We start from the raw sequence: 26,639 nt of genomic DNA, 5'->3' as shown, positions 1-26,639 counted from the left end.
TACCATAATAATCTTTACCTTTAACCCTTGAGAATTTGTTTATGGGAAGAAAATCTGGCAAAAGCAACTATAGAGATCGTAAAAAGGGTGGGCCTAAGCGGGGTGGAAACCCCTTTCAGTTAAAACACACCGTACTAAATTTTTTAGAGAGCCACTTTGGCGAGGAGTTTTCTGAGCGTCAGCTCAGCAAGCAGCTGCGGCTTCGAGATGCATCGGAAAAGCGTGCGTTACCGGAAATTTTGGTAGAATTGGTTAGCGCGGGGAAGGTTTCCAAAAATGCCCGCAATGAGTTTAGCACGACAAGCGATCCCGCGTTCATCGAAGGAGAGGTTGATTATGTAAATGCCCGTTTTGCGTTTGTCATCCCCCAGCATATGGGCAAGGCGGATGATGACATTTTGGTGAAGGAAAAGGACTTAAAGAATGCATTGGACGGGGATATTGTACGGGTGATGGTATATCCTGGAAGGGCAAAGAATGGTCGCCGGGAGGGTAAAGTTGTGGAAATACTTACCCGCTGTAGGGATGAATTTGTAGGCAGAGTAGAGATTTCTCCTCGCTTTGCCTTTGTGGTGCCGGATTTCAAAAAAATGCACCGCGATATTTTCGTGAAAAAATCAGATCTCTTGGATGCCCAGCATAATCAGAAGGTAGTTGTGAAACTCACCGATTGGAATGAAGGCGAAAAGAACCCGAGCGGTAAGATCATCCGGATTTTGGGCAAGGCCGGAGAGCACGAGGTAGAGATTCATTCAATTATGGCCGAATTTGGTCTTCCTTTTGAGTATCCTGACGAAGTGGAAGCGGAAGCTGAGCAAATTTCGGAGGTGATTGGAAAAGAAGAGATAGCCGATAGAAAGGATTTTAGGGCGGTCCCTACGTTTACAATCGATCCGGCGGATGCAAAAGATTTCGATGATGCCATTTCTTATCGCCAATTAGAAAATGGAAATTACGAAGTGGGGGTTCATATTGCCGATGTAACCCATTATGTGCGGCCAAACTCGCTTTTGGAAAGAGAAGCCTATCACCGGGCCACTTCGGTTTATTTAGTGGACCGCACTATTCCCATGTTGCCGGAGCGTCTTAGTAATGGACTATGCTCTTTGCGCCCAAATGAGGACAAACTTACCTTTTCCTGTGTATTTGAAATGACCCCCGATGCAGCCGTCCTCAATTACTGGATTGGCAGGACCATCATTCATTCCGATCGCCGATTTGCCTACGAAGAGGCACAAGAAAATATAGATCAGCAGGCCGGAGATTTTTACAAAGAGCTCACAGAGCTGAATGAAATGGCCAAAAAGCTTCGTTATGAGCGGTTTAAAAAGGGAGCTATCAATTTCGAGACGGTAGAGGTTAAATTTAAGCTCGATGAACGGGGAAAGCCCTTGGGACTGATCATCAAAGAACGAAAAGATATTCACAAGATGATCGAGGAGTTCATGCTTTTGGCTAATCGGACAGTAGCCGAATTTGTGTTTAATCGAAACAAAGGCAAGGACACCTTCGTTTATCGGATTCATGATTACCCTGATTTGGAAAAATTAACCACATTTGCTGGATTCGCACGAAAGTTTGGACACGAACTCTCCATCACGGATGAACGGACCGTGTCCAGGACATTGAATAAGTTGATGGATGAAATTGTGGGGAAGCCCGAGCAGAACGTACTGGAACAATTGGCAATCCGGAGTATGGCAAAGGCAAAATATACCACAGAGCCAAAGCTCCACTTTGGCCTTGCGTTCAAACATTATACGCACTTTACCTCTCCCATAAGAAGGTATCCGGACATGATGGTGCACCGTCTCTTGCAGCATTACCTAGATGGCGGCAAGAATTCCGAAAACCAATCCTGGGAGGAAAAATGTACCCATTCATCCGAACGAGAGAAGCGGGCGGCAGATGCAGAGCGAGCGTCTATCAAGTATAAGCAGGTAGAATACATGCAACTAGCGGAAGACAAGGATTACGTGGGTATTGTCACTGGCGTTACCGAATGGGGAGTATATGTGGAAATTACCGAGACCAAGTGCGAGGGCATGGTCAGATTGCAGGATATCACAGACGATTACTATGATTTTGACGAGCGCAACATGCGATTGGTTGGTTCCAAAAATAAACGCATCATAACCTTGGGGGATACCGTATCCGTACGGGTGGTGAAAACCGACATAGACAGGAGAACGATCGATTTGGAATTTGTAGATGATGCAGCAAACTAAGCAACTTTTACCTGGCATACAGGAAGACCTGGAAGGATACATTAAGGAGTTCGATTTTGGAAAAAATCCCCGGGAGCTTTATCAGCCAATAACCTACCTGATGGGGCTGGGAGGAAAGCGGGTGCGGCCGCTTTTGGTGTTGCTGGCTTATAGGCTTTACAGGGCTGACTATAAGCGTGCCTTGGCACCGGCCTCGGCAGTGGAGGTTTTTCATAACTTTACACTTATGCATGACGATATCATGGATCAGGCGCCGCTGAGAAGGGGCATGCCGACGGTACATGAGAAATGGAATGCGAATACGGCGATTTTATCCGGTGATGTCATGCTGGTAAAAGCCTATGATATGTTACTTGAAACCCCGCAAGGAAAGCTCGCCGAAGCCATTCGCTTGTTTAATCGAACCGCTGCAGAGGTTTGTGAGGGACAGCAGCTCGACATGAATTTTGAAGGCGAATCTGTGGTGTCGGAGGATGCTTACATCGAAATGATCCGATTAAAGACAGCGGTGCTTTTGGGTTTTGCGTTACAGCTTGGGGCGCTCTTAGCAGACGCCCCGAAAGCGGATGCGGAACGGTTGTATACCTTTGGTGTGTTGGTGGGCATTGGTTTTCAGCTCAAAGATGATTTGTTGGATGTATATGCCGATAAGGCCAAATTTGGAAAGCAGGTGGGGGGTGATATTATCGCCAACAAAAAGACCTATCTGTTAATCAAAGCATTAGAGCTTTCCCACGGCAAGGTTAAGGAGGAGCTGACCGGATGGATAGCGGATCAAAACCCGGACAAAGCCGCTAAAGTGGCGGCGGTCACCGCTATATACGATAGCCTGGGGATCCGATCGCTCACCGAGGAGAAGATACGTAGCTATTTTGACCAAGGATTCTCCCAACTATCGGAGCTAAAAACCACCGACGAGGAGGCCTTAGCCCTGCTGAGGACGGTGGTAGAGGACTTGATCAACCGCGAAAAATAAAATCGACATCCCCATGGAATTTTCCTTGACTCTGGTCTTGATCGCAATGACCTGTTTGAGCTCGTATTATGCCTGGAACAACCCTTCCTTTCTTGAGGCAAGTATGTTTACACCCTACCGTGTCAAGCATCGGGGGGAGTATGGCCGTTTTCTCCTTTCGGGATTTATCCACAAGGATGGCGTACACCTGTTATTTAATATGTTTACCTTCTATTTTTTCGGGCAGGTAGTGGAGCAATTTTTGGGATACGTGTTTGGCACAGGCCTGGGGGCATTGGTGTTTGTGGGGTTTTACCTAGTGGCCATCGTGGTCTCAGATATTCCTACGTTTTGGAAGGAAAAGGACAATCCGCACTATCACGCGTTGGGTGCGTCCGGCGGAACTGCCGCGATGGTGTTTGCCAGTATCATACTCATGCCTTTGGCGGATATTTGTATCTTCGGCATTTTCTGCTTGCCTGGTTTTATTTTAGGCTTTTTGTTTCTGGGATATGCCATCTACAAAGGCAAGCAGGGCGACGACAACATTAACCACGACGCCCATTTGTACGGTGCGCTGTTTGGAATAACTTTTGTACTGTTGATTTCCCCCAGTCAGGGGGCCTACTTCTTGGAGCAACTAAAAAGCTTCCGGCTTTTTTAAAAAACCGGAAGCTTGAGATGGATTTCGGTAATGAAAACTATTTACCTTTCTGGAGTTGTCTCACTAACTTGTCCACGGCATCTTTCAGCATAGGAACCCAGTTTTCCCCTCTAACCTCTGCAAAGGCATCAGGACCCGGAATACCTACCCTAAAACCGAGTATTCGCTCAGTAGTGTGGCCCTGTCCTTCCGTTTTGAAGTAAATGTCGGCAGCATTGATGTTAGGGGTAAATCGGGAAAGTTTGTCTATAGAAGCCCGGATTTCTTCCTGAACAGCGTTGCTGATGTCAAAGCTTACCGCCTGAACGTCGATTTTGATGCCTTTATAATTCTCCGTGTAATTCATAAATGTTTACTGAATGATTAAATAATATAGGTTGAAATGACTATGGAAAGCTACCGCTTCAAAAAAACGCGGTAACAAGTGTTTAGGTGCTTGGCGCAAAGTTAAAACCAATTTTCAAATTGAAGCTACAATTCATCAAAAAGAATATCCTTTGGCATAAGATGAAACCGGGCATTGCGCAAGGAAGTCTGCAAGTGCGGAGACCGTCAAAGGTGCCATTTTAAGCCTACCGCCCATCCCCTGACCAGGTGCAGAATCGGCCGCATCCTTTTATTCGTAGCCTCCTTTACTTTCGCAAGCCCTCTTATACCATTTACAATGGCCTACTAAAGAAACGCAAAAAAAAATAGCTTGTTAGTTCGACTCGCCTGAGTACACAGGAAGTAAGCCGAGGGCAACATCACCAAACTTACTGCAGGAAGCCTTTCGGATATTCCGGAAAATTAGCGGCATAAAAAAGGCTGCCCTTTTCGGACAGCCTCTTTGGATACTATTGGTAAAAGATGAGTCTTAAGCTTCTGCAGGAACCACAGAAACGTAAGATTTACCGTCGTACTTTTTGCGAAAGCTAACCTTGCCGTCTACCAATGCAAAAATGGTATGATCTTTTCCAAGACCGACATTTTCACCAGGATGATGCTTGGTACCTCGCTGTCTAATGATGATATTTCCAGCGATAACTGATTCACCGCCAAATTTCTTTACACCAAGACGTTTACTTTCCGATTCTCTTCCGTTTTTGGAACTACCGACACCTTTTTTGTGAGCCATGATTGAAAATATTTTAGAATTAACGGATACTTCCCCTTTGGATTAGAGGGTGATACCTTCGATTTGAATTTTTGTGAATTGCTGTCTGTGACCGTTTTTCTTCTTGTAACCCTTTCTTCGTCTTTTTTTGAAGACAATTACCTTGTCACCTTTCACGTGCGCCAGCACTTTGGCCGACACTTTGGCACCATCCAACAAAGGAGCGCCTATCGATACCGTTCCATTGTCTTCTGCCAACAAAACCTCATCGAACTCTACGGAAGCGTCAACATCAGCAGCCATTTTAGGGGCATAAATCTGTTGATCTTTTGTTACTTTGAACTGCTTACCGGATATGTTAACTATTGCGTACATAAACTGGTTGAATAATACGATTTATAAAATTGAGGTGCAAATATAGCTAGCTTTTAGGATTAAAACAATAAAACGCTGATAATTAAATGGTCTATGGATGTGATTTGGTGGCATATGTACGCTAGCAATACCCGTACACAAGGTGCCATTTTATTGTAAACTATTCAGGGAGGTTATTTTCATTGCGAACTGACCAATGGTCAAAAAAATGTGGATTATTTCTGTGGAAAACTTTTTTGTCAAAAACGTGTTTTTTTTCAGTAGCCAAATCAGCGGCTATTAAATTAAACCATAACTTTATTCTATATTTATTATCCTACTGTTTTACAATTTATTAAGTATCGTTGAACAATAGTCAAAAAAATGCCAATTTTGGCTAACCTCCGCTTTGTTTTGTGGTTTATGTTAGCCATATTTGTTAGGATGTTTTCGCAAATCTAGGCGAAGAATCGAATTTGTCAACCTAAATAAGCACAGAAGGGAAGTTTAGCAGGCGGTGAAACCTTGAGGCTGAGTGAGCATAAACTTAACGACGTAAATAGATTACCATGAGAACAGAACCCATATTAGAACAAGGAGACAACAGTAGGTTTGTATTATTTCCCATTCAGCACGATGATATTTGGGAATATTATAAAAAAGCAGAGGCGAGTTTTTGGACTGCCGAAGAAATTGATCTCGGACAGGACTTAAGCGACTGGAAGGATTTGAATGATGGCGAGCGTCATTTTATTTCCCATGTGCTTGCCTTTTTTGCGGCGAGTGATGGCATCGTGAATGAAAATCTAGCTGAACATTTTGTCTCTGAAGTGCAATACACCGAAGCGAAGTTTTTCTATGGTTTCCAAATTGCGATGGAAAACATCCATAGTGAGACCTACAGCCTGTTGATTGATACATACATCAAAAACCCGGATGAGCGCGACAAGCTTTTGAATGCGATAGAACATTTGGATTGCGTCAAGAAAAAAGCCGAGTGGGCACTGCGTTGGATAGATCAGGGCAATTTCCAGGAGCGTTTGATTGCCTTTGCTGCAGTAGAGGGAATCTTTTTCTCCGGTTCTTTCTGCTCCATTTTCTGGCTAAAAAAGCGGGGCCTAATGCCCGGATTGACTTTTTCGAACGAGTTGATCTCACGGGATGAGGGGTTGCACTGTGATTTCGCCTGCCATCTTTACAATAACCATGTAGTCAACAAACTGCCTGTAGAGCAGATCACTGCGATCATCAAAAATGCGGTAGAGATAGAAAAAGAGTTTGTAACAGATGCCCTTCCGGTAAGGTTGATCGGCATGAATGCAGACCTGATGTGCCAATACATTGAATTTGTGGCAGACAGGTTATTGGGTGAATTGGGTTGCCCCAAAGTATGGAACAGTACAAATCCATTTGATTTTATGGATATGATTTCCCTTCAGGGTAAGACCAATTTCTTTGAGAAGCGGGTAGGTGATTATCAGAAAGCCGGTGTGATGAAAAACAAAGAGGTAGCATCATCCGGTAGCAAGTTTTCCATTGAAGAGGATTTTTAATTTTAAGTAAAAGACAGCAGCATGTTAGTAATCAAAAGAGACGGACGCCGGGAATCAGTCAGGTTTGACAAGATCACCGCAAGGATTGAGAATTTGTGCTATGGATTGGATGCCAGGTATATCCATCCCATAGAAATCGCCAAGAAAGTCATCGACGGGCTGTACGATGGAGTTACCACAACAGAGTTGGATAACTTGGCTGCCGAGGTATGTGCGTCGCTTACGGTAAAGCATCCGGATTATGCCATCTTGGCTGCTCGGATAGCCATTTCAAACCTACATAAGACCACCAGCCAGTCTTTTTCCAATACGATGAAGCGGCTGTATACCTATATCAACCCCATTACCAATGAAAATGCGGCATTGATCGCTCCGGATGTCTACGGTATAGTGAAGCAACACGCCGCCCGCCTTGATGAGGTAATCGATTATGATAGGGATTTTGATTACGATTACTTTGGCTTCAAAACATTGGAGCGAAGTTACCTCATAAAGCTAGACGGAAAAGTCGTGGAGCGTCCACAGCATATGCTGATGCGTGTGGCAATTGGTATTCACAAGGAAGATTTGGAAGCCGCGATAGAAACCTACCATTTGTTGTCACAGAAATGGTTTACCCACGCTACTCCCACCCTGTTCAATGCCGGCACTCCCAAGCCACAGTTGTCTTCCTGCTTCCTATTGACAATGAAGGACGATAGCATCGATGGTATCTACGATACCCTAAAGCAATGCGCTAAAATTTCCCAGTCTGCAGGCGGCATTGGACTCTCCATTCACAATGTTAGGGCCAAGGGCTCTTATATTCGGGGAACAAACGGTAAGTCTAACGGTATTGTGCCTATGCTTCGTAACTTCGATATGACCGCCCGTTACGTGGATCAGGGTGGGGGAAAGCGCAAAGGGAGCTTTGCGGTTTATTTGGAACCTTGGCATGCGGACATCAAAGATTTCCTCGATTTGAAGAAGAACCACGGAAAAGAGGAATTACGGGCCAGAGATCTGTTTTACGCACTTTGGGTTTCTGACCTGTTTATGAAACGCGTGGAGGCAAACGAAGATTGGTCACTCTTCTGCCCGAACGAGGCGCCGGGTCTCGCCGAGTGCCATGGAGCAGAATTTGAACGACTTTACGAAAAATACGAAAAGGAAGGCCGGGCCAGAGAAACCATCAAGGCACAGGAACTGTGGTTTGAGGTGTTGGAATCTCAGATCGAGACGGGCACCCCTTACCTGCTATACAAAGATGCCGCCAACAGTAAATCCAACCAAAAGAATCTCGGTACTATAAAGTCATCCAATCTGTGTACGGAAATTCTGGAGTATACTTCGCCAGATGAAGTAGCCGTATGTAATTTGGCGTCACTGGCCCTGCCAAAATTTGTGGTGGAAGGAAAAGATGGCAAAAGATATTTTGACCATCAGCGCCTATACGAGGTAGCCAAAGTGGCCACTCGAAACCTGAATAAGGTGATCGATGTGAATTTCTACCCGGTAGAGGAAGCCAGGAGATCCAACTTCAGACACCGTCCCATTGGGCTTGGCGTGCAAGGCTTGGCAGATGCCTTTATTATGTTGCGCATGCCTTTTGACTCAGAGGAAGCAAAAGGCTTAAATGAAGATATCTTCGAAACCATCTACTACGCAGCTATGGAAACTTCCATGGAGCTGGCCAAAGAGCAGGGTACGTATGAAACCTATGAAGGTTCGCCGGTATCTAAAGGTCAGTTTCAATTTGACCTGTGGGGTGTGACCCCGAAGTCTGGCCGATGGAACTGGTCCGAACTGAAAGAAAAAGTGAAAAAGTACGGCGTACGAAACTCTCTGTTGGTGGCACCGATGCCTACGGCCTCCACCTCTCAGATATTGGGCAATAACGAATGTTTTGAGCCCTACACTTCGAATATTTACACGAGAAGGACACTTTCTGGAGAGTTCATCGTGGTTAACAAGCATTTGCTGAAGGACCTTATCCAAGCAGGCCTGTGGAATGAAAGTATGAAAAACCGAATCATCGCTGCTAACGGTTCCATTCAGAACATTCCGGGTATACCTCAGCATTTGAAGGATCTGTATAAGACGGTGTGGGAAATTTCGCAAAAAGTGATCATCGATATGGCCGCCGACCGAGGCGCCTATATTTGCCAATCCCAAAGTATGAATCTTTTCCTACAGGAACCTAATTTTGGCAAGCTTACTTCCATGCACTTCTACTCTTGGAAGAAAGGTCTTAAAACGGGCATTTATTACCTGCGTTCCAAAGCTGCTACCAGTGCGATCCAGTTTACCGTAGATAAAAGCCAACTCGCCACCCCTAACGAGGTGGCCGCAGAAGAAGCTAAGAAGCAGAATCAGGAAGCCATCGCCTGTTCACTCGATGATCCTGAGGGATGCGAAATGTGTGGTAGTTAAGAAATTAACTAACAGATAGGTTTTAAAAAAGCTGTTTATCGTATCGGTAAACAGCTTTGATATTTCCACTTATTCGCCAACCCCATCAAATGTTCCTCGATCCTTGCCCCTCTTGGTGGCGTATAGATTATTTCTCTGGCTCTATAAGTACACTTCGTGGACATATTAGGGTTTTGCGTTCACGATCATATTCAACAGTTGCTATTTGATCCCCTAAATCCAGCGAAGCAGGCAGCGTGACCGCGAGATCATCCTGTATTACCTGTCCAAAGGCTGGACCCTGCTACGGTTTTGGGATTTTGAGGTGAAGAAGGAACTGGGGATGTGTGTGAAGCGGGTGGTGGATAGCCTGACCGGAAATCTAAGCAGTTTCCAATTGCAGTAATCTTTCCTTCATACCAGCTAGACTTTATTCTTGATCAATTCAGCCAGACTTGTGGTAAAAGGAAAAGCAGAAGCATTCCCCTTTTTAAAATTTTCAAGGTTTTTAAACTTCCAAGTCTTTCCAATCAACTCTTTGTCCACGACAGGCTCCAAATCAATAACCAAATAGAATTCATGGGAAGGGCTTGGGTACCTGATTTTTAGTAAATCATTTTTTGAATACACTTTTGGCCCTTTACTTACTATCTTCCAAAGTATAGAGGAGTCTTTGTCTCCTTCTTTATGGAGCAATAGAAATTTGGAACTGACAGCCTGGGAATCCAAAGCCAGTGATCCGTTCCCAGTTCCTGTTCTAAAGTTGTATTTCCTGTTTTTTTCTATCCATGCCAAATGTTCTTGAGACTTGTAATATCCCACCAAAACATAAGTTTCATCTGGAATTAAAGCCCTGTTTTCTCCATAAGGCTCTGGAAGGAATTCATTAACCCGATCGTCTTCTTTAGGCTCGGTTTTATGAACCTCGTAGAATCTTAATGCTATTTTCTCTCTTTGCGATGCGCGGTTAATAAAGTGTTCTAAAATCTCCTGAATAAATCCTTTCAACTCACCAATTCCACTGTCTAATTTGGAAGGGCGAACCGGAAAAGCACCAAGCCCAGGAATGATTTCATGAAAACCCTTCTGATTGATGGATTTATCTCCGGGATACAAGACATAGGCTCCACCAGTTCTTCGAATAGCATCCTTATAGGCATGCATTTTTAGCAAGTCAGCGTTTTTATAAATTCCTTTGCGGTTTTGGGTTTTTTCTTCATCCAATTCCTTTTCAGAGCTTTGGTCTAGAAATTCCGTTAGATTGGCAACCTTATACTTTGCATCAAAGTGAACATGCACGATCAACTCCTGTTTTTCTGCTTCTGCCTCTGAAATACCAAAGGGCCAAAGGGAAAGCGTGTAGTCAGGCCTTAGCGTTGTTGTCCAACTGCCGTAATCCGGGTAGGTTTTCTTTCCGCTGAAGGAACGGTTATAGTTAAACCGGACATTTAATTTTCTGGATCCGGAATCAAAAACCCCTCTTATTGCGGTGAATTTTCCTTGCTTGATTTGAAGATTCAGGCCATCAGGTGTTTCTTTTATCAGATCAGATATGTCTGTGGGTTCTATTTCAAAAATGCTTTGAAACAAGTCAAGCAGTTTGAAAAAGAGCCAGTATTCATATAAAGTAGCAATGTCTTTTTTACCTCCACTGTAAATATCATCACCACCTGACCAAATAAGTTTGGCGGCTAGTTCAAACATAAGCCATACCCGCAATACTTCACGATAACCCTCCTTTCGTTGGAGCACTGGACTGTTCAGCTTTAAGGTGGTTGGTTTTGAAATCTCTTTAAAAATGCTATGGTGCAACTGGCTTTCAAGCTCACGAATCACCATTTCTGACTCACCCTCCGTTTTCCGATGCCCAAATTTTTTTGCCTTATCGTTGATGTCAGTGCAGAACTTCAGAAAAGTCTCCAAAGCATGTTTGATAAAGCGGTTTTCGGGCGTATCTACGGAATCCGTTTTACGAATCGACGTAATCCTTTCAGGAAGCGACTCTATTCCAAATTTCTTCAAATAATGGGATTCAGGTAATCGTGTCCGGTTTCCTCCTTTTAAAAATTCCTTGACATTGGTATTTGAGAATCTTTTGGCATTACGGATGTCTTTGTATTCGGATATTTCAGTCCATTTGGTGACAGGAGCTGTGACGATCCTGTGGATAGCCTCCGCAAATTCATCTGTATTGATCACTGATTTTATGAATGCAAATTTCTGATAAAGCGTATGACTGTCTTTGGCATGGTTAATTTCAAAATGATGCGAAACTGGCGAATTAGCCTGTAATATTAGGTCGGTACATTTTTCTGTGATCAACTCCAACATATCTCGATAATCGTCTCGATAGCCGGATTTTATGGATTGGACCTCCAACTGAATTACTGCTTTTGGCTCTGCTTCATCTTTCCTAAAAATGGGGATTTCAAGGGTACCTACATATATATTCGGAGCTATTCTGCCGATGTGACTTACCCTTTTATGTGCCTGGACAACGTTGTCATAAGGGTCTGCCAAAAAGTAGTTAGGATTGCTTAATTCGTAGTCGTAAAAACAGCCTTCTATCAATTGATAGGGAGCTTCACCATGTTCTGTAGCATCTTCCACTACAAACAACGTGTTGTTTGCTCTCTCATTTATTGTTAGTGAAAGATCACGTTCTATATAACCTAAATCCAGCGTTATTTCAATAAGTTCTCTCACCGTTTGTGCATCATTCTATTACCTTCTTCAGCGCGGCTTTGCTGGGCAACACCAGTTTGTATTTACTGGCAAAAATCTGCTTGTTGTTTTCAGGCAGGGTAATTTCTACCATTGTATCTTTTTTGTCTTTACACAGAATGATACCAACGGTCTTGTTTTCATCATCCAATTTCACAAAGCGGTCATAGTAGTTCACATACATCTGCATCTGACCCAAGTCCTGATGTCTGAGTTTGCCTATTTTCAAATCAATCAACACAAAACACTTCAGTATCCTGTTGTAAAATACCAAGTCAACTCTAAAATGCTCTTCATCAAAAGTAAACCGAACCTGCCTCCCCACAAAAGTGAACCCATTGCCTAGTTCCAAAAGAAAATGTTCTAGTTTGCTGATTATTTGATCTTCCAACTCAGTTTCTGAATAGGATGAGAGTTCTGGGAAACCAAGGAATTCTAAAATATAGGGGTCTTTTATTACATCCTTGGGTTGCTCGATTACCAAACCTTTTTCAGAAAGTTCTTTAACTTTTTTGGTGTTACGGCTCAAAACCAGGCGCGTGTACAATTCGGAATCAAATTGTCGCTGCAATTCTCTTACACTCCAGTGGTTTTTAGAGGCCTCTATCTCGTAAAACTGCCGTTCCTCGTCGTGATCAATTCGCATAAGTATCAAGTAATGGGACCAGCTTAACTGGAATGCGGATTTCAATTTCCGAGACGGTGTTTCGGATTTTGACTCCGAAGAAATCCGAGACAGTGTTTCGGATTTTTTGTAAGTAAGATACAACCTCCTCATGTTTTCAAGGTTGTCTACAGAGTACCCCCTGCCAAATTCTTTAGTAAGCCTAGCTGATAAACCCTTCAAAAGTTCTCTTCCATAATCGGCCCTTTCCTTGCCACTTTGCTCTTCTTCTACAATCATCCTACCGATTTCATGGTAGGTCACAACCATGGTTTGATTTACTGCCCGAACTACATTTTGTCTGGCAGCATTAAGCAACTCAATGATTTGCGAATAAAATCTGATATCTAAGTTGGATCTAGCCATTAATCATCTTATGCTTCAGCAAAACTGGTAAATCCGTTGTCAATTGCTCCTTTGTACATGCGCGCAATCTTTTCCAGAGACAAAGGATATAATACATTGGGGCCATTAAAATCGAAATCTTCTTTTTCAAAAACTTCCTTAATAATTTTTAAATCCCCTATAATACAGAAAGAGCCTAGCGTCTCCAGAACAGGACATAGTTTTCTGCGGGAGCCGTGAAGTTTGGGCAACAACTTTTGCATAATGGCAATATCCATTTTAGCATTGGCATCAAGTTCTTTGTCAATCACCGTGAGCTGATTTATCAGTCTGAGAATTTCAGAAGCACTGCGGTAGCCAAATTCAGCACCTGTTTTTTTCAGTTCACCAAAGAACCGGATAAGGGTTTTGTTTATGTCGCTTTTATCAGTCTCTGGAAAAATCCTGTTTTTTGCCAATTGTAAGAAACTTTCGGCCATACCGGCACCTTTAGCATTCAGTGCTTCCATGTTCAGGTCTTGAATATTATCCAGAAAATGTTCCATTTCCTTTTCCGTCACACGGAATTCAATCGTATTGGCCCTGTCAAGCACTTTAGGGCTAAACATATTGGTGGTTTCGTCTATATTGACAGTTCCTATGATAAACAGATTGGACGGCACAGGCAGTTTTGACGGTACACCATTATCGACGGTGCCCTCTGCATAAAGCGGAATGGCCTCTTTGGATTCCATCACACTGAGGAAATCTGCAAAATAGCGTTCTACATGGCTCAGGTTCATCTCGTCCAGAATCAAGAAGTAGGGTAAAACCGGATTTTCATTCGCCCTAAGAATTAAATCAAGGGCCCCAGAATCCGGCTTCACATACTCCTCCGGCTTTAAAGCATTTGGGTATCCCAATAGTGGTTCCCTATTGGTCCAGTCTGCTCCTACGGGGATAATCCGGTATTGGCTTTTGTCCTGACATATCCACTGCACAAAAGCTTGAGCCAGTTTTGTTTTACCAGAACCGGAAAGGCCTGTGAGGATGATAAAAGGCTTAGTTAATAAGGAGGCCGTGAACCTGGAAATAAAGCGCTCTGAATATAGAAACCCTGATTTATATAACTCATCAATAAAGGAGGTCATATTAAATTTCATTGAATATGGAGCGGCTTTATCTTTAATCTCGTGCTCTAAAAACTCAATATATTTACCAAGGCTTGCAGAATAGAATCCTTTACTACCATAACCTGGCGCATTTTTGTTAAAGATATATGAAGATTCATCCTTTTGGATTTGGAGAATTTCTGAATAAAGGGGTTTTAATAACTCGATTTCATTTATATCATAAACTGATTTACTATTGATTTTATCATTTTCATAAAACCTATCAGAAAGCCAATCTAAAGATTTTAAATATGATGATCCAGCATTTGATCCTACTCCCATATTTTTCTTAATCCATTCCTTAAATGCTTCTTTATTATTCATTTTTATTTCATATATACTCAATATAATTATTTGATTCTTTATTGAAAAAATGATCTATTGTACTCTATAATTTTTTTTCTGAAAAACCTTCATAGATAAAGACAATTCGATTTAAATTATTATTTTAATTCTTTTTGATCAGTTACGATATGATACTACTACTCTATTAAAGGATTTGGGCTAATGATACTCCGACCCTGGCTGGATAACTCAATGCTTTATTGGCAATTCTTTGGGCAAAGTTTTCTTTAATACGACCCAGATGTTCCGGTTCCAACCATTCGTTTCTGTAACACACTTTGGATAGGTTTCCTAATTCTGGATTTTTAATATACAATGAAAAAGGTTTGCATTCACCCCAATCAATACATAGTATTCCATCTTCCAACCGTAGATAGGAAATGTATTTGCCTTCTGCCTTTTTTAAGGCATTTAAATTACTGTCAATCAAGGATTCGTATCTTACAAAAAAGTATTGCTTTTTTATTTTGTCTGGATCGGCACAATCACATAACGGAGTAATGCACATTACGTATTCAATGGTGTCATTCCCTTTTTTGAGTTTCAACACATCACCGAAACTCAATAGTTCTTTGCCCTGAGGGTTAAATCGCAATTGATTGTAGAAATTATTGAGCTTGACAAGAGCTTCTTGAAATAGAAGTTCGGATTGGATTTGCTGCTCAAAGTTATTCACCTTTCTATCAATATCATTGCTAGCCTTGTATTCTTCCAAAGTTGAGTACAACGTAGGGTTATCGGTAATCAGAAAGTGTGTGGCCTGATCTACCCAAAGCTCCCTTAGAAATTCATAGAAGGCATTTTTGGGTTTAATGTTCTTGTGGTGATAGAAGAATGCGGTTTCATCTATTTCATCCAATTCTTTTCCAATGAAGCCGGATCCTTTTCGAAAGGCGTTTCTCATTTCCAGACCTAGCAGGGTAAGAAAGATATTGTGCTCTTCCACAATGGAGTTTTTAAACTCTTCGTAAAATCGCTGTTCCTGAATTGAGTCTTTGTTCGCAATGGCTATAATGGTATTATTCACATACAAACGCCAGTTATCGGCCTCGGTCTTTCTGATTCGGATTTTGTGTTTAATCTCGCAAATAGGAATGGCTTGTTCTTCGAAAGCATAAGCCAAGGCTGCTAAAGAACTGCCCAAGTCTCCAGTAATCTCCTTAACCTGATTTCTGATTTGTCCGAAATTAGTAAATGACTCTTTCAGATAATCCAGTATCTGTTTGGTTAGTTCACGCTTTTTGGTGGAGTCGGATGAGTAAAGGACATATTCCTTGACCAATGGGTTCAAGGCTTCGGTTACTTCTTCGGAATCCAGACCTTCCTCATCGCAAATATCGATGAATTGCTCCCTTATTCCAGTAAGCTCGGCACCTGTTAGTTTGATGCAGTACCCGAAGTAATAGAGTAAGGGAAAAATGATCTTATCAATGAAAGCATTAGGGTTGGTATCCGTATAGATGCAGCAGAAATGTAGGCTGTCGGTTTGTACGGCTTCCTGAAGTATGGCAAAAGTATCGGAATATGTATCTTGATTTTTTCGCAGTTGCCAGTCCAGAATAAGGAGGTCCCTATTGTCAAACAGAAAATTTGCTTTTGATCTCCATTCATTGCCAAACCGATAAAACGATAATGTGCATCCTTTTTCCTCAAATGGAGCAATTAGGTTGCTATAATCCAGAATATTGGGATCGGTTTTGGCTTCAAATGGCAGCAGCACACGATCATCGATAAAAATGGCCGACTTTATCGAATCCTGTAAAATAGTGGAAGCAACGATATCAAAATTAGGATTCATGAGTTTCTTCGTAAATAAGGAAACAGGCTCCGTTCAATTGGTTGTATTTAGGATCCTGCGTAGCGATAATATCATAGCCGACACTGTTAAGGGTCGTTTTAGCCAGGTAAAGGCCTATTCCACGACCTTTGGGTCGCCTTGAGAAAAATGCCTTGAACAAATCCCCGTCCTTTATATAAACCTGGTCAATAGGTTCTCCTGAATTGGCAACTACAATTTTATCATCGATAAAGTCAAAAAGGATTTTACGGTCTTCTACAGAATTGAGCCAATATATCGCATTGTTTATTAAATTGATAAATACGGGTTTTAGAATTGACTCATACGTAAAGAATGAAGCCTTTAAAAATTTAGGAGAACAGTCCACGTGAATTTCTTTTTCACCGAATTCTTTCCCAAAGAATTTCTTTACATAATCGAATATATCCTGACCGGAAATATCTTTTCTTATTCGATTAGTAGTACGGTAGAGAGGGGTGAGCAGCTTGTAGTTATTTTCCAAATGCTCAAATGTGGTTCGAAGAAGTGCGTATGTAGCAGCACTGTCTTCTTCATCAATTATGAAGCCCTTCATGGCGTCTATGATCTTAGCTAATTTCGAATAAAGCGCGTTAAATTGATGGTCAATAATTTCCACTGCAATCCCCAACTGTGCCAACTCTTGTGTTTCCTGCCATTTTTCGCGCAGTTTGACGAATTCCAATTTGTAATAACCTACCAATGCATCTTCATCCAGTCCTATGGACAAACGCGAAAGGTGTTCTACAAAAGGCTGTATTCGGTCTTTTATACGTTGTAATCTGTTTTGATGGATTTCCTCTATTGCCTTTAAACTGGCATATATTTTTTCTCTGTTGTCTTCGGTAGGTTGAATAGTGCCATATTCTTTTCTGAAGGCATCCAGTTCATCGGATTTTTCCTGATCAAATTCAGCTTGCAGACGATTGAACGAGGTTTGCAACTGCTTTTCGTATTCCCTGATTATGGCTATCATCGCTTCTTCATAGACTGAAAGTTTGCGCTTGAATTCGGCTAACAGCTCTTTTTCCTTTAGCTTATCCTGCGCTTTCACAATAACAGCATTTGCCTTGCTAACGGTTTTGCTCTCTATTGCCTCTTGTTGCTTTCGGTAATCATAAAGTTGTTTGCGCTGAGAATCGTTAGGGATGAATTTTTTCGGTGGTTCAAGCTTAAGCCCGTTTATTTTGATTTTGACTTCATCAATTCGATCCAATATATTTTCGATCTTCCCATATCCTTCGAATAATTCCCCGGTTTTTTTCTCAAGCTCCTCTGTTAATCGATAAAGTTCGTTTTGTAATTCTTCAAGTTCTTTCGGATATGCTTTCAGGTTTGCAACAAACTGCTTGCGTTCCTTTTTCTCCCTTTCCTCTTCCTGCTTTTGTTGCTCAATTTCTTCTTGTTGTTCTATTTTAATGTCGAACTCAGCGTCTTTACCGTAGTATTTTCTGGCAAGGTCGATAAAGAAGGAAACCAAGGTAGCCTTAAATTCTCGGTATGCTTTGTTATTGATAAGCCCTTCACGTCCAGCTTTGTCAATTAAAGAGCTGTTTTCATCTCTAGATAATTCTATATATCCCCAAATTCTTCGGTAGCTGAAAAAGTAATGACCTGCTCCCCTTGTTCTTCTTTCTTCAAATTCCAAAAAATCCCAGTCCTTTCGTCCGTAGGGTAGAATTCTAAATCCATCTCGGTAAAGATACAAGCCTCCTACCCGTTTCAATTTTGAGTCCATTCTATTGAATAAATCCTGATTCAATAATGTCGGCTGCCCGGCTCCAGGAATGGATGCTATTTTGATATTGAATGGGCCAAAAGATGTCTTTGCCCTCTTCTTGTTTGGTTTAAATAAATGGTTCTTAACCTCCTTATTGTAGATTTTAAGATCACCGTTAAATACTCCATATTCATCAAAAGAACCTTCAATCAAATGATCCGCATATTTGAAATCATTGTGATCAAAAAACTCCCGCTGGTGAATGAAATCAGTTGGAGTTTCCGAATCATAAATCATGAAGGCGGTATCAAAAACCGGCTTTTCCTCCTTAAACACGTTGGACATACCTGATAACCCGGAACGAATGAATTCAATAGTGTCCTCATTTTCTTCATTGGCCTTTGCGTGATCCTTTAGAAAAAGTAATTGATCGATAGGATCAAAAACCACGAACTTAGTACCATGAGCTGTTTTGGAACATAGCGGTTCGATTACTTCAGATAGAAAATAGGCTGGTATCTTAATGCTACTAAGATCATTTAGTATTTCAGCCTTTAAATTAGGCTGTTCTACCCACTTTTCCTGCCTTGGATCCTCATCTTTTGACGGGAAGTTATTCTTGTAGTCCTTCAGTAGTTCTTTCCATGCAGAATCAAATTCGGAAGCATCATTGATGGGAAGTATGGGTATTTCGATGTCATCGATGTAGAGGTGATAGTTTTCAAGGACACGCCAATCAAAAAACAATGCCTGTAGTGGTTCATTGATTTTCTTGGTCAACATTAGCATCTGATTTCCCAAATATGCAACGGATAGCCTCCCTATCCCTTTCTCCCCCGTTGGCATTCGCGGGGTCTTGTTGAGCGTAGCTGAGGATGGCTTTTCGGGAATAGTCTTCCTTGTTTTGGAATCTGTTCCTAAAACAATCCATTTCTCCAAAATATCCTTGTTAGACATACCAATGCCATCATCGCTCAAAACAAAAAAAGGAGAGACTGTATCTTTATAACCTGAGAAAAACAATTGGGCGTTAAGATTATCACCATAGGCATCGTACCCATTCTTCCAAAGCTCAGTGATAGCAGTAGGAAGATCTGCAATTTGCCCCTTTCCTAAAAGTTCTACAGCTCGCGCCTTTGCTCTGAATTTTGCCATTTAATTTTGAATTATGCTTAGAGCTATTCTTCTTGCCATCTCTGGTGGAACGGCATTTCCAATTTGCTTAGCAATACTTACAAGACCACCAACAAACTTATAATCCGTTGGAAACGTTTGTAAGGCTGCTCCCTCTCTTAATGACAATCCTCTATTTTCGTCAGGATGTCCAAACCTACCACAAGAGGTAGCAATAAAGCGAGTGGTAATTGTTGTTGATGGTCTATCCCACCATAATCTTCCATACACACTTCTGTAGTAATGATCTTTTCCTCTATAAGCTTCTATTTGTAGAGACTCGTCATCTTTCCAAGACATCCTATCTCCTCCATTATGGGGTGTAACTTCCAACCTTTTTAAATTTTTTGGACTTAATGATGCTGTTGTATTCATAAAATCTTCCGGGTCTGAGTAACCAGCAGGCAAAACAGGAAACCCTCTTTCCTTGCCTATAAACTTTTTTACAGTCAAATCCTCTCGTAATTCAGGGGAAGGGAATTGGATGTTTGTGGAGACCCTCGATGCAATTAAAACAAATCGATTCCTTTTTTGAGGAACCCCAAAGTGGTCAGTCCTTACTACTTTATATTCATAAGAATAACCATTAAATTTTAAAAAATCCAAAAAATCAAGTAACACATGATTATTTTTGCTTTTAATGATTCCAGGCACATTTTCAACAACAACATAGCCTGGCACAAAAAATTTAATAAACCTCTGGAAATCAGCGATTAAGTTATTTGAAAAAGAAGATTTATGTCGAACATTATTAATTTTACTCCAATACTGGCATGGACTACAGCCAATAAATATTAATTGATCATCAAACTTATTCAGATTAAGCTCTTCTTGTAATTCTTGGGGTTGGTACCTAACGATGTCCCTGTTTATAAATTTTGCTCCTTTGTGATTTGCTAAATAGGTTTCTTTAAATTGTTTCTCAAGATCAATCCCAGCCAAAATCTCAACACCAGCCTGGGAGAACCCACATGACATTCCCCCTGCACCACAAAAAAAGTCTACAGCTTTGAGTTTTTTGTCCATTAAATAAGTCATTCTGGAAGTCAAATATAAAATTAATAAACTATCCTTCAAACCTTTTCAAAAATTCAATCTCCGACTTCTCAAAAGAAATTGAAAGAATATTCGATTAAAAATCTCAGAGTCTTCAACAATCCGAAAAAAATCATTTCCCTACTTTGGGAAACCTAGACCTAGCTATAACAAATTTTTACTTTCAGTAAAATGTATTAGACCCCTGCACCACAATCCCACCAAATCGGTATTCCTCGGCCCGACAGCGAATGCCCTGTACGTAGCAGGTATCTCCATCGAAGGGTTCGCCGGTATCCGGGTACTCGCCCTGACAGCCCTGTCCAAATAGGGTGGTATTGTAGAATGCTACCGGTCTGCCCTCGGCGTCCGTAGTCTGATCACTGCACATTTTACAGAGGTACTTGGGGTAGCGGGAGGAAAAAGATACCTCCTCCTTACAAATCGGACAAAACTGCTGCGCTTCCATGGGATGTTGTTTTTGCGTTCATCTCCAAGTTCGGAAAAAGATCCAGTCTATAAAACCCCAAGCCCCAAAAAAACAACCCCCAAGCCGATTTCCATCCGACTTGGGGGTTGTGTATTTACTAAAAGTTGTTCTTATTAGCGTCGGCTTACCACCACGGGATTTGCGATGCCGTTGAGATCATACACAATGCGACCATCACGGATGGTCATCTGACACTCAAAACGCTTGTCGCCTTCGATTTTATAACCGTTTCGGTCCCAGAAGCCGAAGTCGCCTTCCCGAAGTTGCAGGATGGCTACATCCGCAATGCCGCCCTCACTCAGGTGGCCAAGCATTTCGCGCTTGATTACCTGGGCAGGGGCCCAAGTACTCATTTCGATCACCTTGTCCAGATCCACACCCATGGCAAGGAACTTGGACATAATGTTCAGGATATCTTTCATGGCGGCATTCATGCTGCCCTTGTGCAGGTCGGTACTGATGGTGTTGGGCAGAAAACCGGCTTTCAACGCGGGAATCGCCTGACGGAAGTCAAAGCTGGCCCCTCCATACCCCACGTCGAAGATAATACCTCGATCTTGTGCTTCCTTTACAAACGGTTTAAACTGACGGGTCTCGTATTCTACAATAGGCTCCCTAGCACCACCCAACTCGGCAAAGGTGTGGGTATAGATATCTCCCGGACGCAGGCGCTCAAAGAAAAGTTCCCGTAGCCTCAGGGGTGCAAAGGCCAAGGATCCGCCAAAGTCAATGATCACGGGCATGTCGGCAATGTTCCCAGCCTGCACCGCCCGGTCTATGGGAATCCAGTCCCTACGGGCGTAGTGGGCCACTTTGAAGCCTACCACATGTTCTTTGTACTTCAGTGCCGCCTGTGCGGTAATTTCGGCATCCATATCCGTGGTATCCTGTTCCCAGGCACCGCCACGCATGCCCTCACCCACGATGTTCATAAAGGCAAGCACGCGGGTTTTCGACGGATCGATGATATTTTGCTTAAAGATATCGATGTTCTTCCATCCCGGACCACCACAGTCCACGATGGTAGTCACTCCCACGCGGAAGGTATAGCCGTCTGGATCCACGGCGGTAAGGCCATCGCTCAGGTAGCTGTTTTCACGGGTTCCGGCAAAGTTGTGACCGTGAATGTCGATTAGGCCTGGCACTACCAGCATTCCCTTGGCATTGACGACCTGTTTGGCGCCGTCGCCAGGGATGGATGCTGCAATTCGGGCCACCTTGCCATCTTTGATGGCCACGTCACGTAGTCCATCGGTACCGCTTTTGGCGTCTATTACGTGGCCGCCTTTGATCACGATGTCGTAATCTTGGGCCTGCAAGACTCCTAAGGCAAAAAATGCCATCAAAGCCGCTATAAGTCTGATTTTCTTCATCATTGTGTTTTTGTGTGGGTTTGGGTTATTTATACGCGGGCTGCAGTCAGTTCCTCGGAAATGCGCTTGGCCACAATCTTCTCTTCTCCGGGACGCAACATAAACACGGTAAGGCTGATCGCATGCTCCTTGCCGCCAATCACTTCGATGGAGGGGTTGCCTCCACGCAGTTTTTCCTGAAGCTGGGGTCTGGTGATGCGGATGTAGTTCGGATCCCAAGCTATCTCCAAGAAGGGCGTATGGTTGGCGATAGGGGGTACACTGATATCGGTACTGACGTTACCGACCTTTTTCACAGTTTCAGAAATCATAAAGACTTTGTCCTCCCAAGCCTTCCATTCTTTCGCGTGGTCGGTATTGATGTATTTTTCCAATGCCACATACATACCCAGAATTTCTTCCTTGTTTACCTTCATGCCCCTTCCGATGGTACCGCCTCTAGGAGGTGCGCTAAGGCGGGCAGCTGCAATCAGGTCCTTGCGACCCATGAGGATTCCGGCACTCTGAGGTCCTTTCATAGCCTTGCCACCGGATACGCAGACCAGGTCAAAACCCATGTCGTTGTATTTCCAGAGGTTTTCTACCGGTGGAACGTCAGCCGCCATGTCGATCATGGTCGGGATGCCGTGTTTTTTGCCCAATGCTACGAACTCTTCGTGCTGAATCTTGCCGTCCGGAGCCTGATAGTTCAGAAACCACATCATGGCGGTACGGTCGTTGATGGCCGCCTCCAGTTCCTCCACCGTTTCTACGGGAACGATGGTCACGCCGGTATTGGTCAGTGCGTGCACATAGCCCACGTTATGGCTTTTCTGTACAATCACTTGGTTTTTCATTCCTTCCAGATTGGGAAGTTGGGAAACCTTTTTGCGATCGGTACCTGTGAGCACTCCGGCAAGGCCCAGCACCATGGCTGACCAGCATCCGGCGGTAACGGTTGCCGCTTCGGCATGACATAGCTCTGCGATCTTGGCACCTACCTTGTCTTGCACCTCATCCAGCATGGCAAACTGCGTACTCGTGGTTTGGATGGTCTCTATCACCTCTTTGGGCATGAGAGAGGCCGTCATTGCGGTGTAAGTTCCCGCGGCGTTCACGAAGGTGCGTATGCCCAGTTCTTTCATTACATCCCTTTTGGGGGCTTCCTCCAAGGTCTCGCCCACCGCTGCGTGCAGGGGTAAGCCTGTCCCGATCATTCCACCCACGAGTGGGAGGGCGGACAGCCTTTTCAATAACTTTCTTCTTGATAACATATTTGGGGAATTTAAAGCCCGGCGGGTACCGGGCGGTAAAGGAGGTGGGAGGCTGAATCAGTCTTCCACTTCCACAATCATTTCAATTTCTACAGCCATACCTCCGGGCAGGGAGACCATCCCCACCGCAGAGCGGGCGTGTTTTCCTCGTTCCGGACCAAACACCTCCACCATGAGATCCGTAAATCCATGAATTACCGCGGGAGTCTGCGCAAAGTCTGGGGTACAATTTACCATCCCCAATACCTTCACAATACGCTTGACCTTTTTTAAGTCACCGACCTCGTACTTGAGTGCATTAAGGAGCTGGATACCGGTGAGTCGTGCGGCCTCTCTTCCTTGTTCTACGCTCAGGTTATCTCCCAGCTTGCCGATCACATTGGTACCATTGGCCTGCATGGGTCCGTGTCCGGAGAGAAATACCAAATTGCCGGTACGTACTGCTGGCAGGATGTTTCCGGAACCCGGACCTTTGGGTACCAAGGTTATGCCCATTTCAGCGAGTTTTTTTTCCGGATCGTAGGTACCCTGTGCGTAAAGCATGGTGGTGGTGCCCAAAAATAAGAAGGCGATAGTGGTCAGTGCGGATAATTTCATCTTGTTTAAGTTTTATAAATTTATGGTTGCTATTCGAAGATCAAGGTACCAAAATACTGGGGTAGATGAAAATCCGGACGGGGATTATCTACCAGATTCCAGGTAAAATAATGGGGATTGCCGGTACGACTGCCCGTTTTGTAGAAGTTGGCCTTCCACTTTACACCGGGTGCTGGTGTAGTCACTGTGCCGTGCTGCGCAAGCATGGACAGAGGCACCTTGTATTCAATGGTCCAAAGGGTGTCTTTCACGATCTCCGGATCCACCACCTGGGGCATGGAGTGGGCGATTTCTATCTTGCGGATCTGCTCGGCTTCCAGCACCTGATAGGTTTTCCTCGGCTGGGTGACGTAGTGCAGCAGAGGCACACCGCCGGCGTTTATTTCCAAGTTGAAGTAGGTCAGCGGACTGTCGGTATCTGGCGAAAAGAAAAACTCGACGCAAGAATCCGTGGAAACGGCGCCGTTTATCTCTGTCACCTTACTCTGCACATGGCGATCCTGTACGCGAAAGATGCCGTAGATGTATTTTGAATCATACATCAGCTTGGCATGGGTGACGGGGCTGTAAAGGGGTTTTTCACCCATGTAGTGGGTAAGCTCGACCGCTTCTACGTCTTTCCAAGCAGCCTTATCCCAGTTTGCATCAATGGTGATGGAGCCGGAGAGTGGCCTCACACGGTAGGTGTTTTCCAATTTTGAGTAGTCAGTCATGGTCGGTTGGGTCGTGATGAATAGCATCGCCAAAGCGGTGATCCACCCTGAAAGTACATTATAAGTTATCAGCATCACGTGTTGGATTTTGGATCATTGGGTTTCTTGGTTAGCTGCCAGTTCTTCCCGCACCCGCTGCACCTCAAGGGGGGATATACTGTTGGCATTGTTGCCAAAGCTTTTGCGGATATAGGTCAGTACCGAGGCCATCTGATCATTGCTTAGAAAGTTGTGAGCAGGCATAATCTGATTGTAATTTACGCCATTGACGGTGATTGGGCCCTCCAGGCCGTTCAGGACAATTTCGATAAGCCTTCGTTTACTGCCTGTCACCCAATCGGTTTCTGCCAGGGGAGGAAATCGTGTACCATCGCCCTTACCGTCACGCTGATGGCAGGTAGCGCAGTACTGATTGTAGGCAACAGCTCCTGCCTCTAATAAGCCCACCTCCAAATTGTCCTTTTCCGCATCCGGATTTTTGATATTGGTCCGGGCATTTTTTCGTTCCTCCAACTTGGCGAGGGCCTCTTGGCCAAAATCGCCCTTATCTCCCCTATACATCACCCGCCATACTTTTCCCTTTACACTTTCTGTAATGTATAGGGAACCGTCAGGACCCATGGAAAGCCCCATGGGACGGGCGGCTGCATCGCCGGTATTGACGATGGTGTCGAGCTGGGCAAATCCATCGGCAAATACTTCCCAAGGTCCGGAGGGTTTCCCGTCCTTAAAGGGAACAAAGCCGACAAAGTAACCAGCTTGCGGGTAAGGCCCCCGAATGGTGGAGCCGTGAAAGGCTACAAAGGCACCGTCTTTATACCTATCCGGAAACTGGTTTCCCTGATAAAAGTGTAGATCGTTCGGCGCATAATGTCCGGGAAAACCCAGCAAAGGATAAGTGATCTTGGCAGGATCCGCTTCGATTTTTTTATCTCCTCCGTACTCGGGGTTTAGCAGTTTTTTACCCTGCATATGATCGTAGTAGTAATACGGCCACCCGCCGTCTGTGCCCTCTTCTACGCGGAAAAACTCCTCCGATGGCAAAAGTGCACTCTCCCAGGGAGAATACATCTCCGGCCAGGTACGGTTCATATTGTCCCGTCCGTGCTGCACCACGTAGAGCGCATTTTCCTTTTGGTTCCATTCCATGGCCACCACACTGCGGATTCCGGTAGCGTAGCGGTAGCCATGCTCTTGCTGTGTCTGATTCAGCGTGTTAGCGTCAAAGCGCCAAATACCCCCGTGCCATTCGAGCTGCGGACAGGGATCCATACCAGGTGCGCCCGGCCTTCGATTAAATTCCTGGCAAACGTCGCCGGGCGAACCGAAAGGCACGTACAAATGCCCCTCGTTATCAAAGGCGATTGGCTTGGCGATATGCTCGTAGCCGTGCTCGGCATTCTTATAGTCGTCCTTAACGATTAACTCCGCCTCTCCCGTTGGAATCAAGGAGTCCATATCCATCTTCATGCGGTAAACCTCACCGGCAGTACTAAAATACAAGTAGTCATTGTATATCCGCATGGCTGTGCCGTAATTTCCGGTATCGGGATAGTCTCCGAAATACGTGACTACGTCGGCCTTGCCGTCATTATTGGAATCCCGAAGTGCTACCAGCCCTTGACCTTCGCTATTGGGGACCCGAAGCTTCATATAAATGTCGCCTTTATGGTCTACCGTCAAGTGCCTTGCACGGCCTACGCTATCCACGACGACCACCGCTTCAAAACCATCTGGAAGAAAAAGCCCTCCATTGTCGGGATCACCCGGCGGCAAAGGACTGTCGGTAGAACAGGACACTTGAATCAATAATCCAAGCAACAATACCCATACTTGAGAGCTTACACGGCTCCTACATTTTCGTAAAGTGTACTTAAACATAGATGTAATCTGTTAAGGGAAATACAAGCTGGAAAGGGTGATAGTGACCGACGTAAACGTAACCGGTCTTTAAAGATAACAAAGAAGCCCTACACTTTGCTTAGAAATAGTGACTAGA

Annotated in this window: 20 protein-coding genes; 5 read left to right on the top strand and 15 right to left on the bottom strand. The window is 43.9% G+C overall.

The genetic code is table 11. The features are described 5' to 3' along the window. The first annotated feature begins 41 nt into the window (after window positions 1–41). From rnr to IAQ59_RS13850, 3 genes are read left to right on the top strand one after another with little or no spacing between them, the layout of a single operon-like run. The gene (rnr, locus tag IAQ59_RS13860) at window positions 42–2,228 is read left to right on the top strand and encodes a ribonuclease R (RefSeq protein ID WP_209331420.1); all 2,187 of its coding nucleotides are present in this window, start codon (window positions 42–44) and stop codon (window positions 2,226–2,228) included. Next, complete coding sequence (locus tag IAQ59_RS13855) at window positions 2,215–3,204, top strand: polyprenyl synthetase family protein (RefSeq protein WP_425342610.1); 990 nt, start codon at window positions 2,215–2,217, stop codon at window positions 3,202–3,204. Before rnr ends, IAQ59_RS13855 begins: the two co-directional genes overlap by 14 nt. A 13-nt stretch (window positions 3,205–3,217) precedes the next feature. Continuing rightward, the gene (locus IAQ59_RS13850) at window positions 3,218–3,847 is read left to right on the top strand and encodes a rhomboid family intramembrane serine protease (RefSeq protein WP_209331418.1); all 630 of its coding nucleotides are present in this window, start codon (window positions 3,218–3,220) and stop codon (window positions 3,845–3,847) included. A gap of 37 nt (window positions 3,848–3,884) precedes the next feature. Here IAQ59_RS13850 and IAQ59_RS13845 read toward each other — a convergent pair whose 3' ends face one another. The 3 genes from IAQ59_RS13845 to rplU form a co-directional block, all read right to left on the bottom strand. Further along, on the bottom strand, window positions 3,885–4,193 hold the full coding sequence (locus IAQ59_RS13845) for an HPF/RaiA family ribosome-associated protein (protein ID WP_209331417.1): 309 nt from the start codon (window positions 4,191–4,193) through the stop codon (window positions 3,885–3,887). A 510-nt stretch (window positions 4,194–4,703) separates the two neighbouring features. After that, entirely contained in the window at window positions 4,704–4,964 is a 261-nt protein-coding gene (gene rpmA / locus IAQ59_RS13840; RefSeq protein ID WP_209331416.1) for a 50S ribosomal protein L27, read from the bottom strand. 42 nt (window positions 4,965–5,006) lie between these two features. Further along, window positions 5,007–5,318, bottom strand: a complete 312-nt coding sequence (gene rplU / locus IAQ59_RS13835; RefSeq protein WP_209331415.1) for a 50S ribosomal protein L21 — start codon at window positions 5,316–5,318, stop codon at window positions 5,007–5,009. A gap of 548 nt (window positions 5,319–5,866) precedes the next feature. Between rplU and IAQ59_RS13830 the strand changes: the two genes are divergently transcribed. Both IAQ59_RS13830 and IAQ59_RS13825 read left to right on the top strand, forming a co-directional pair. After that, entirely contained in the window at window positions 5,867–6,850 is a 984-nt protein-coding gene (locus tag IAQ59_RS13830; protein ID WP_209331414.1) for a ribonucleotide-diphosphate reductase subunit beta, read from the top strand. A gap of 21 nt (window positions 6,851–6,871) precedes the next feature. Next, window positions 6,872–9,262: a ribonucleoside-diphosphate reductase subunit alpha gene (locus IAQ59_RS13825; RefSeq protein WP_209331413.1), complete on the top strand. Its 2,391-nt coding sequence runs from the start codon at window positions 6,872–6,874 to the stop codon at window positions 9,260–9,262. Window positions 9,263–9,664: 402 nt separating this feature from the next. Here IAQ59_RS13825 and IAQ59_RS13820 read toward each other — a convergent pair whose 3' ends face one another. The 12 genes from IAQ59_RS13820 to IAQ59_RS13765 all read right to left on the bottom strand — a co-directional run bounded on the left by IAQ59_RS13820 (window position 9,665) and on the right by IAQ59_RS13765 (window position 26,521). Beyond that, on the bottom strand, window positions 9,665–11,947 hold the full coding sequence (locus IAQ59_RS13820) for a DUF2357 domain-containing protein (protein ID WP_209331412.1): 2,283 nt from the start codon (window positions 11,945–11,947) through the stop codon (window positions 9,665–9,667). 10 nt (window positions 11,948–11,957) lie between these two features. Beyond that, window positions 11,958–12,995: a PDDEXK nuclease domain-containing protein gene (locus IAQ59_RS13815; protein ID WP_209331411.1), complete on the bottom strand. Its 1,038-nt coding sequence runs from the start codon at window positions 12,993–12,995 to the stop codon at window positions 11,958–11,960. 8 nt (window positions 12,996–13,003) lie between these two features. Then, window positions 13,004–14,449: an McrB family protein gene (locus IAQ59_RS13810; RefSeq protein ID WP_209331410.1), complete on the bottom strand. Its 1,446-nt coding sequence runs from the start codon at window positions 14,447–14,449 to the stop codon at window positions 13,004–13,006. 166 nt (window positions 14,450–14,615) lie between these two features. Further along, a complete protein-coding gene (locus tag IAQ59_RS13805; RefSeq protein WP_209331409.1) occupies window positions 14,616–16,268 on the bottom strand; it encodes a response regulator receiver domain in 1,653 nt (550 codons plus the stop codon). Then, a complete protein-coding gene (locus tag IAQ59_RS13800; protein WP_209331408.1) occupies window positions 16,258–19,161 on the bottom strand; it encodes an ATP-binding protein in 2,904 nt (967 codons plus the stop codon). The genes IAQ59_RS13805 and IAQ59_RS13800 overlap by 11 nt, the downstream gene beginning before the upstream one ends. Further along, complete coding sequence (locus IAQ59_RS13795) at window positions 19,162–20,205, bottom strand: DNA cytosine methyltransferase (protein WP_209331407.1); 1,044 nt, start codon at window positions 20,203–20,205, stop codon at window positions 19,162–19,164. It lies immediately after the preceding gene. 193 nt (window positions 20,206–20,398) lie between these two features. After that, a complete protein-coding gene (locus tag IAQ59_RS13790) occupies window positions 20,399–20,683 on the bottom strand; it encodes a hypothetical protein (RefSeq protein ID WP_209331406.1) in 285 nt (94 codons plus the stop codon). A 134-nt stretch (window positions 20,684–20,817) separates the two neighbouring features. Then, window positions 20,818–22,080, bottom strand: a complete 1,263-nt coding sequence (locus IAQ59_RS13785; protein WP_209331405.1) for an amidohydrolase/deacetylase family metallohydrolase — start codon at window positions 22,078–22,080, stop codon at window positions 20,818–20,820. A 26-nt stretch (window positions 22,081–22,106) separates the two neighbouring features. Beyond that, window positions 22,107–23,330, bottom strand: coding sequence for an aminotransferase class V-fold PLP-dependent enzyme (locus tag IAQ59_RS13780; RefSeq protein WP_209331404.1), 1,224 nt, complete (start codon window positions 23,328–23,330; stop codon window positions 22,107–22,109). 57 nt (window positions 23,331–23,387) lie between these two features. Continuing rightward, on the bottom strand, window positions 23,388–23,927 hold the full coding sequence (locus IAQ59_RS13775) for a RidA family protein (RefSeq protein ID WP_209331403.1): 540 nt from the start codon (window positions 23,925–23,927) through the stop codon (window positions 23,388–23,390). Between the two features lie 29 nt (window positions 23,928–23,956). Beyond that, on the bottom strand, window positions 23,957–24,715 hold the full coding sequence (locus tag IAQ59_RS13770) for a carbohydrate-binding family 9-like protein (protein WP_209331402.1): 759 nt from the start codon (window positions 24,713–24,715) through the stop codon (window positions 23,957–23,959). An 18-nt stretch (window positions 24,716–24,733) separates the two neighbouring features. Next, window positions 24,734–26,521, bottom strand: a complete 1,788-nt coding sequence (locus IAQ59_RS13765) for a PQQ-dependent sugar dehydrogenase (protein ID WP_209331401.1) — start codon at window positions 26,519–26,521, stop codon at window positions 24,734–24,736. Window positions 26,522–26,639: the final 118 nt, after the last annotated feature.

The sequence above is a fragment of the Lunatimonas salinarum genome, assembly GCF_017811155.1.
Classification (GTDB): Bacteria; Bacteroidota; Bacteroidia; order Cytophagales; family Cyclobacteriaceae; genus Lunatimonas; species Lunatimonas salinarum.
Note: the sequence above shows the minus strand (reverse complement) of the source record. Positions and strands in the feature narration are given on the sequence as shown.

Coding starts and splice junctions, on each gene's coding strand:
- IAQ59_RS13825 (WP_209331413.1), top strand. CDS start 6,872: ATGTTAGTAATCAAAAGAGACGGACGCCGGGAATCAGTCAGGTTTGAC.
- IAQ59_RS13790 (WP_209331406.1), bottom strand. CDS start 20,683: ATGGAAGCGCAGCAGTTTTGTCCGATTTGTAAGGAGGAGGTATCTTTT.
- IAQ59_RS13845 (WP_209331417.1), bottom strand. CDS start 4,193: ATGAATTACACGGAGAATTATAAAGGCATCAAAATCGACGTTCAGGCG.
- IAQ59_RS13785 (WP_209331405.1), bottom strand. CDS start 22,080: ATGATGAAGAAAATCAGACTTATAGCGGCTTTGATGGCATTTTTTGCC.
- IAQ59_RS13850 (WP_209331418.1), top strand. CDS start 3,218: ATGGAATTTTCCTTGACTCTGGTCTTGATCGCAATGACCTGTTTGAGC.
- IAQ59_RS13830 (WP_209331414.1), top strand. CDS start 5,867: ATGAGAACAGAACCCATATTAGAACAAGGAGACAACAGTAGGTTTGTA.
- IAQ59_RS13810 (WP_209331410.1), bottom strand. CDS start 14,449: ATGAATAATAAAGAAGCATTTAAGGAATGGATTAAGAAAAATATGGGA.
- IAQ59_RS13780 (WP_209331404.1), bottom strand. CDS start 23,330: ATGTTATCAAGAAGAAAGTTATTGAAAAGGCTGTCCGCCCTCCCACTC.
- rnr (WP_209331420.1), top strand. CDS start 42: ATGGGAAGAAAATCTGGCAAAAGCAACTATAGAGATCGTAAAAAGGGT.
- IAQ59_RS13815 (WP_209331411.1), bottom strand. CDS start 12,995: ATGGCTAGATCCAACTTAGATATCAGATTTTATTCGCAAATCATTGAG.
- IAQ59_RS13855 (WP_425342610.1), top strand. CDS start 2,215: ATGCAGCAAACTAAGCAACTTTTACCTGGCATACAGGAAGACCTGGAA.
- IAQ59_RS13765 (WP_209331401.1), bottom strand. CDS start 26,521: ATGTTTAAGTACACTTTACGAAAATGTAGGAGCCGTGTAAGCTCTCAA.
- IAQ59_RS13805 (WP_209331409.1), bottom strand. CDS start 16,268: ATGAATCCTAATTTTGATATCGTTGCTTCCACTATTTTACAGGATTCG.
- IAQ59_RS13795 (WP_209331407.1), bottom strand. CDS start 20,205: ATGGACAAAAAACTCAAAGCTGTAGACTTTTTTTGTGGTGCAGGGGGA.
- IAQ59_RS13800 (WP_209331408.1), bottom strand. CDS start 19,161: ATGGCAAAATTCAGAGCAAAGGCGCGAGCTGTAGAACTTTTAGGAAAG.
- rpmA (WP_209331416.1), bottom strand. CDS start 4,964: ATGGCTCACAAAAAAGGTGTCGGTAGTTCCAAAAACGGAAGAGAATCG.
- IAQ59_RS13770 (WP_209331402.1), bottom strand. CDS start 24,715: ATGCTGATAACTTATAATGTACTTTCAGGGTGGATCACCGCTTTGGCG.
- rplU (WP_209331415.1), bottom strand. CDS start 5,318: ATGTACGCAATAGTTAACATATCCGGTAAGCAGTTCAAAGTAACAAAA.
- IAQ59_RS13775 (WP_209331403.1), bottom strand. CDS start 23,927: ATGAAATTATCCGCACTGACCACTATCGCCTTCTTATTTTTGGGCACC.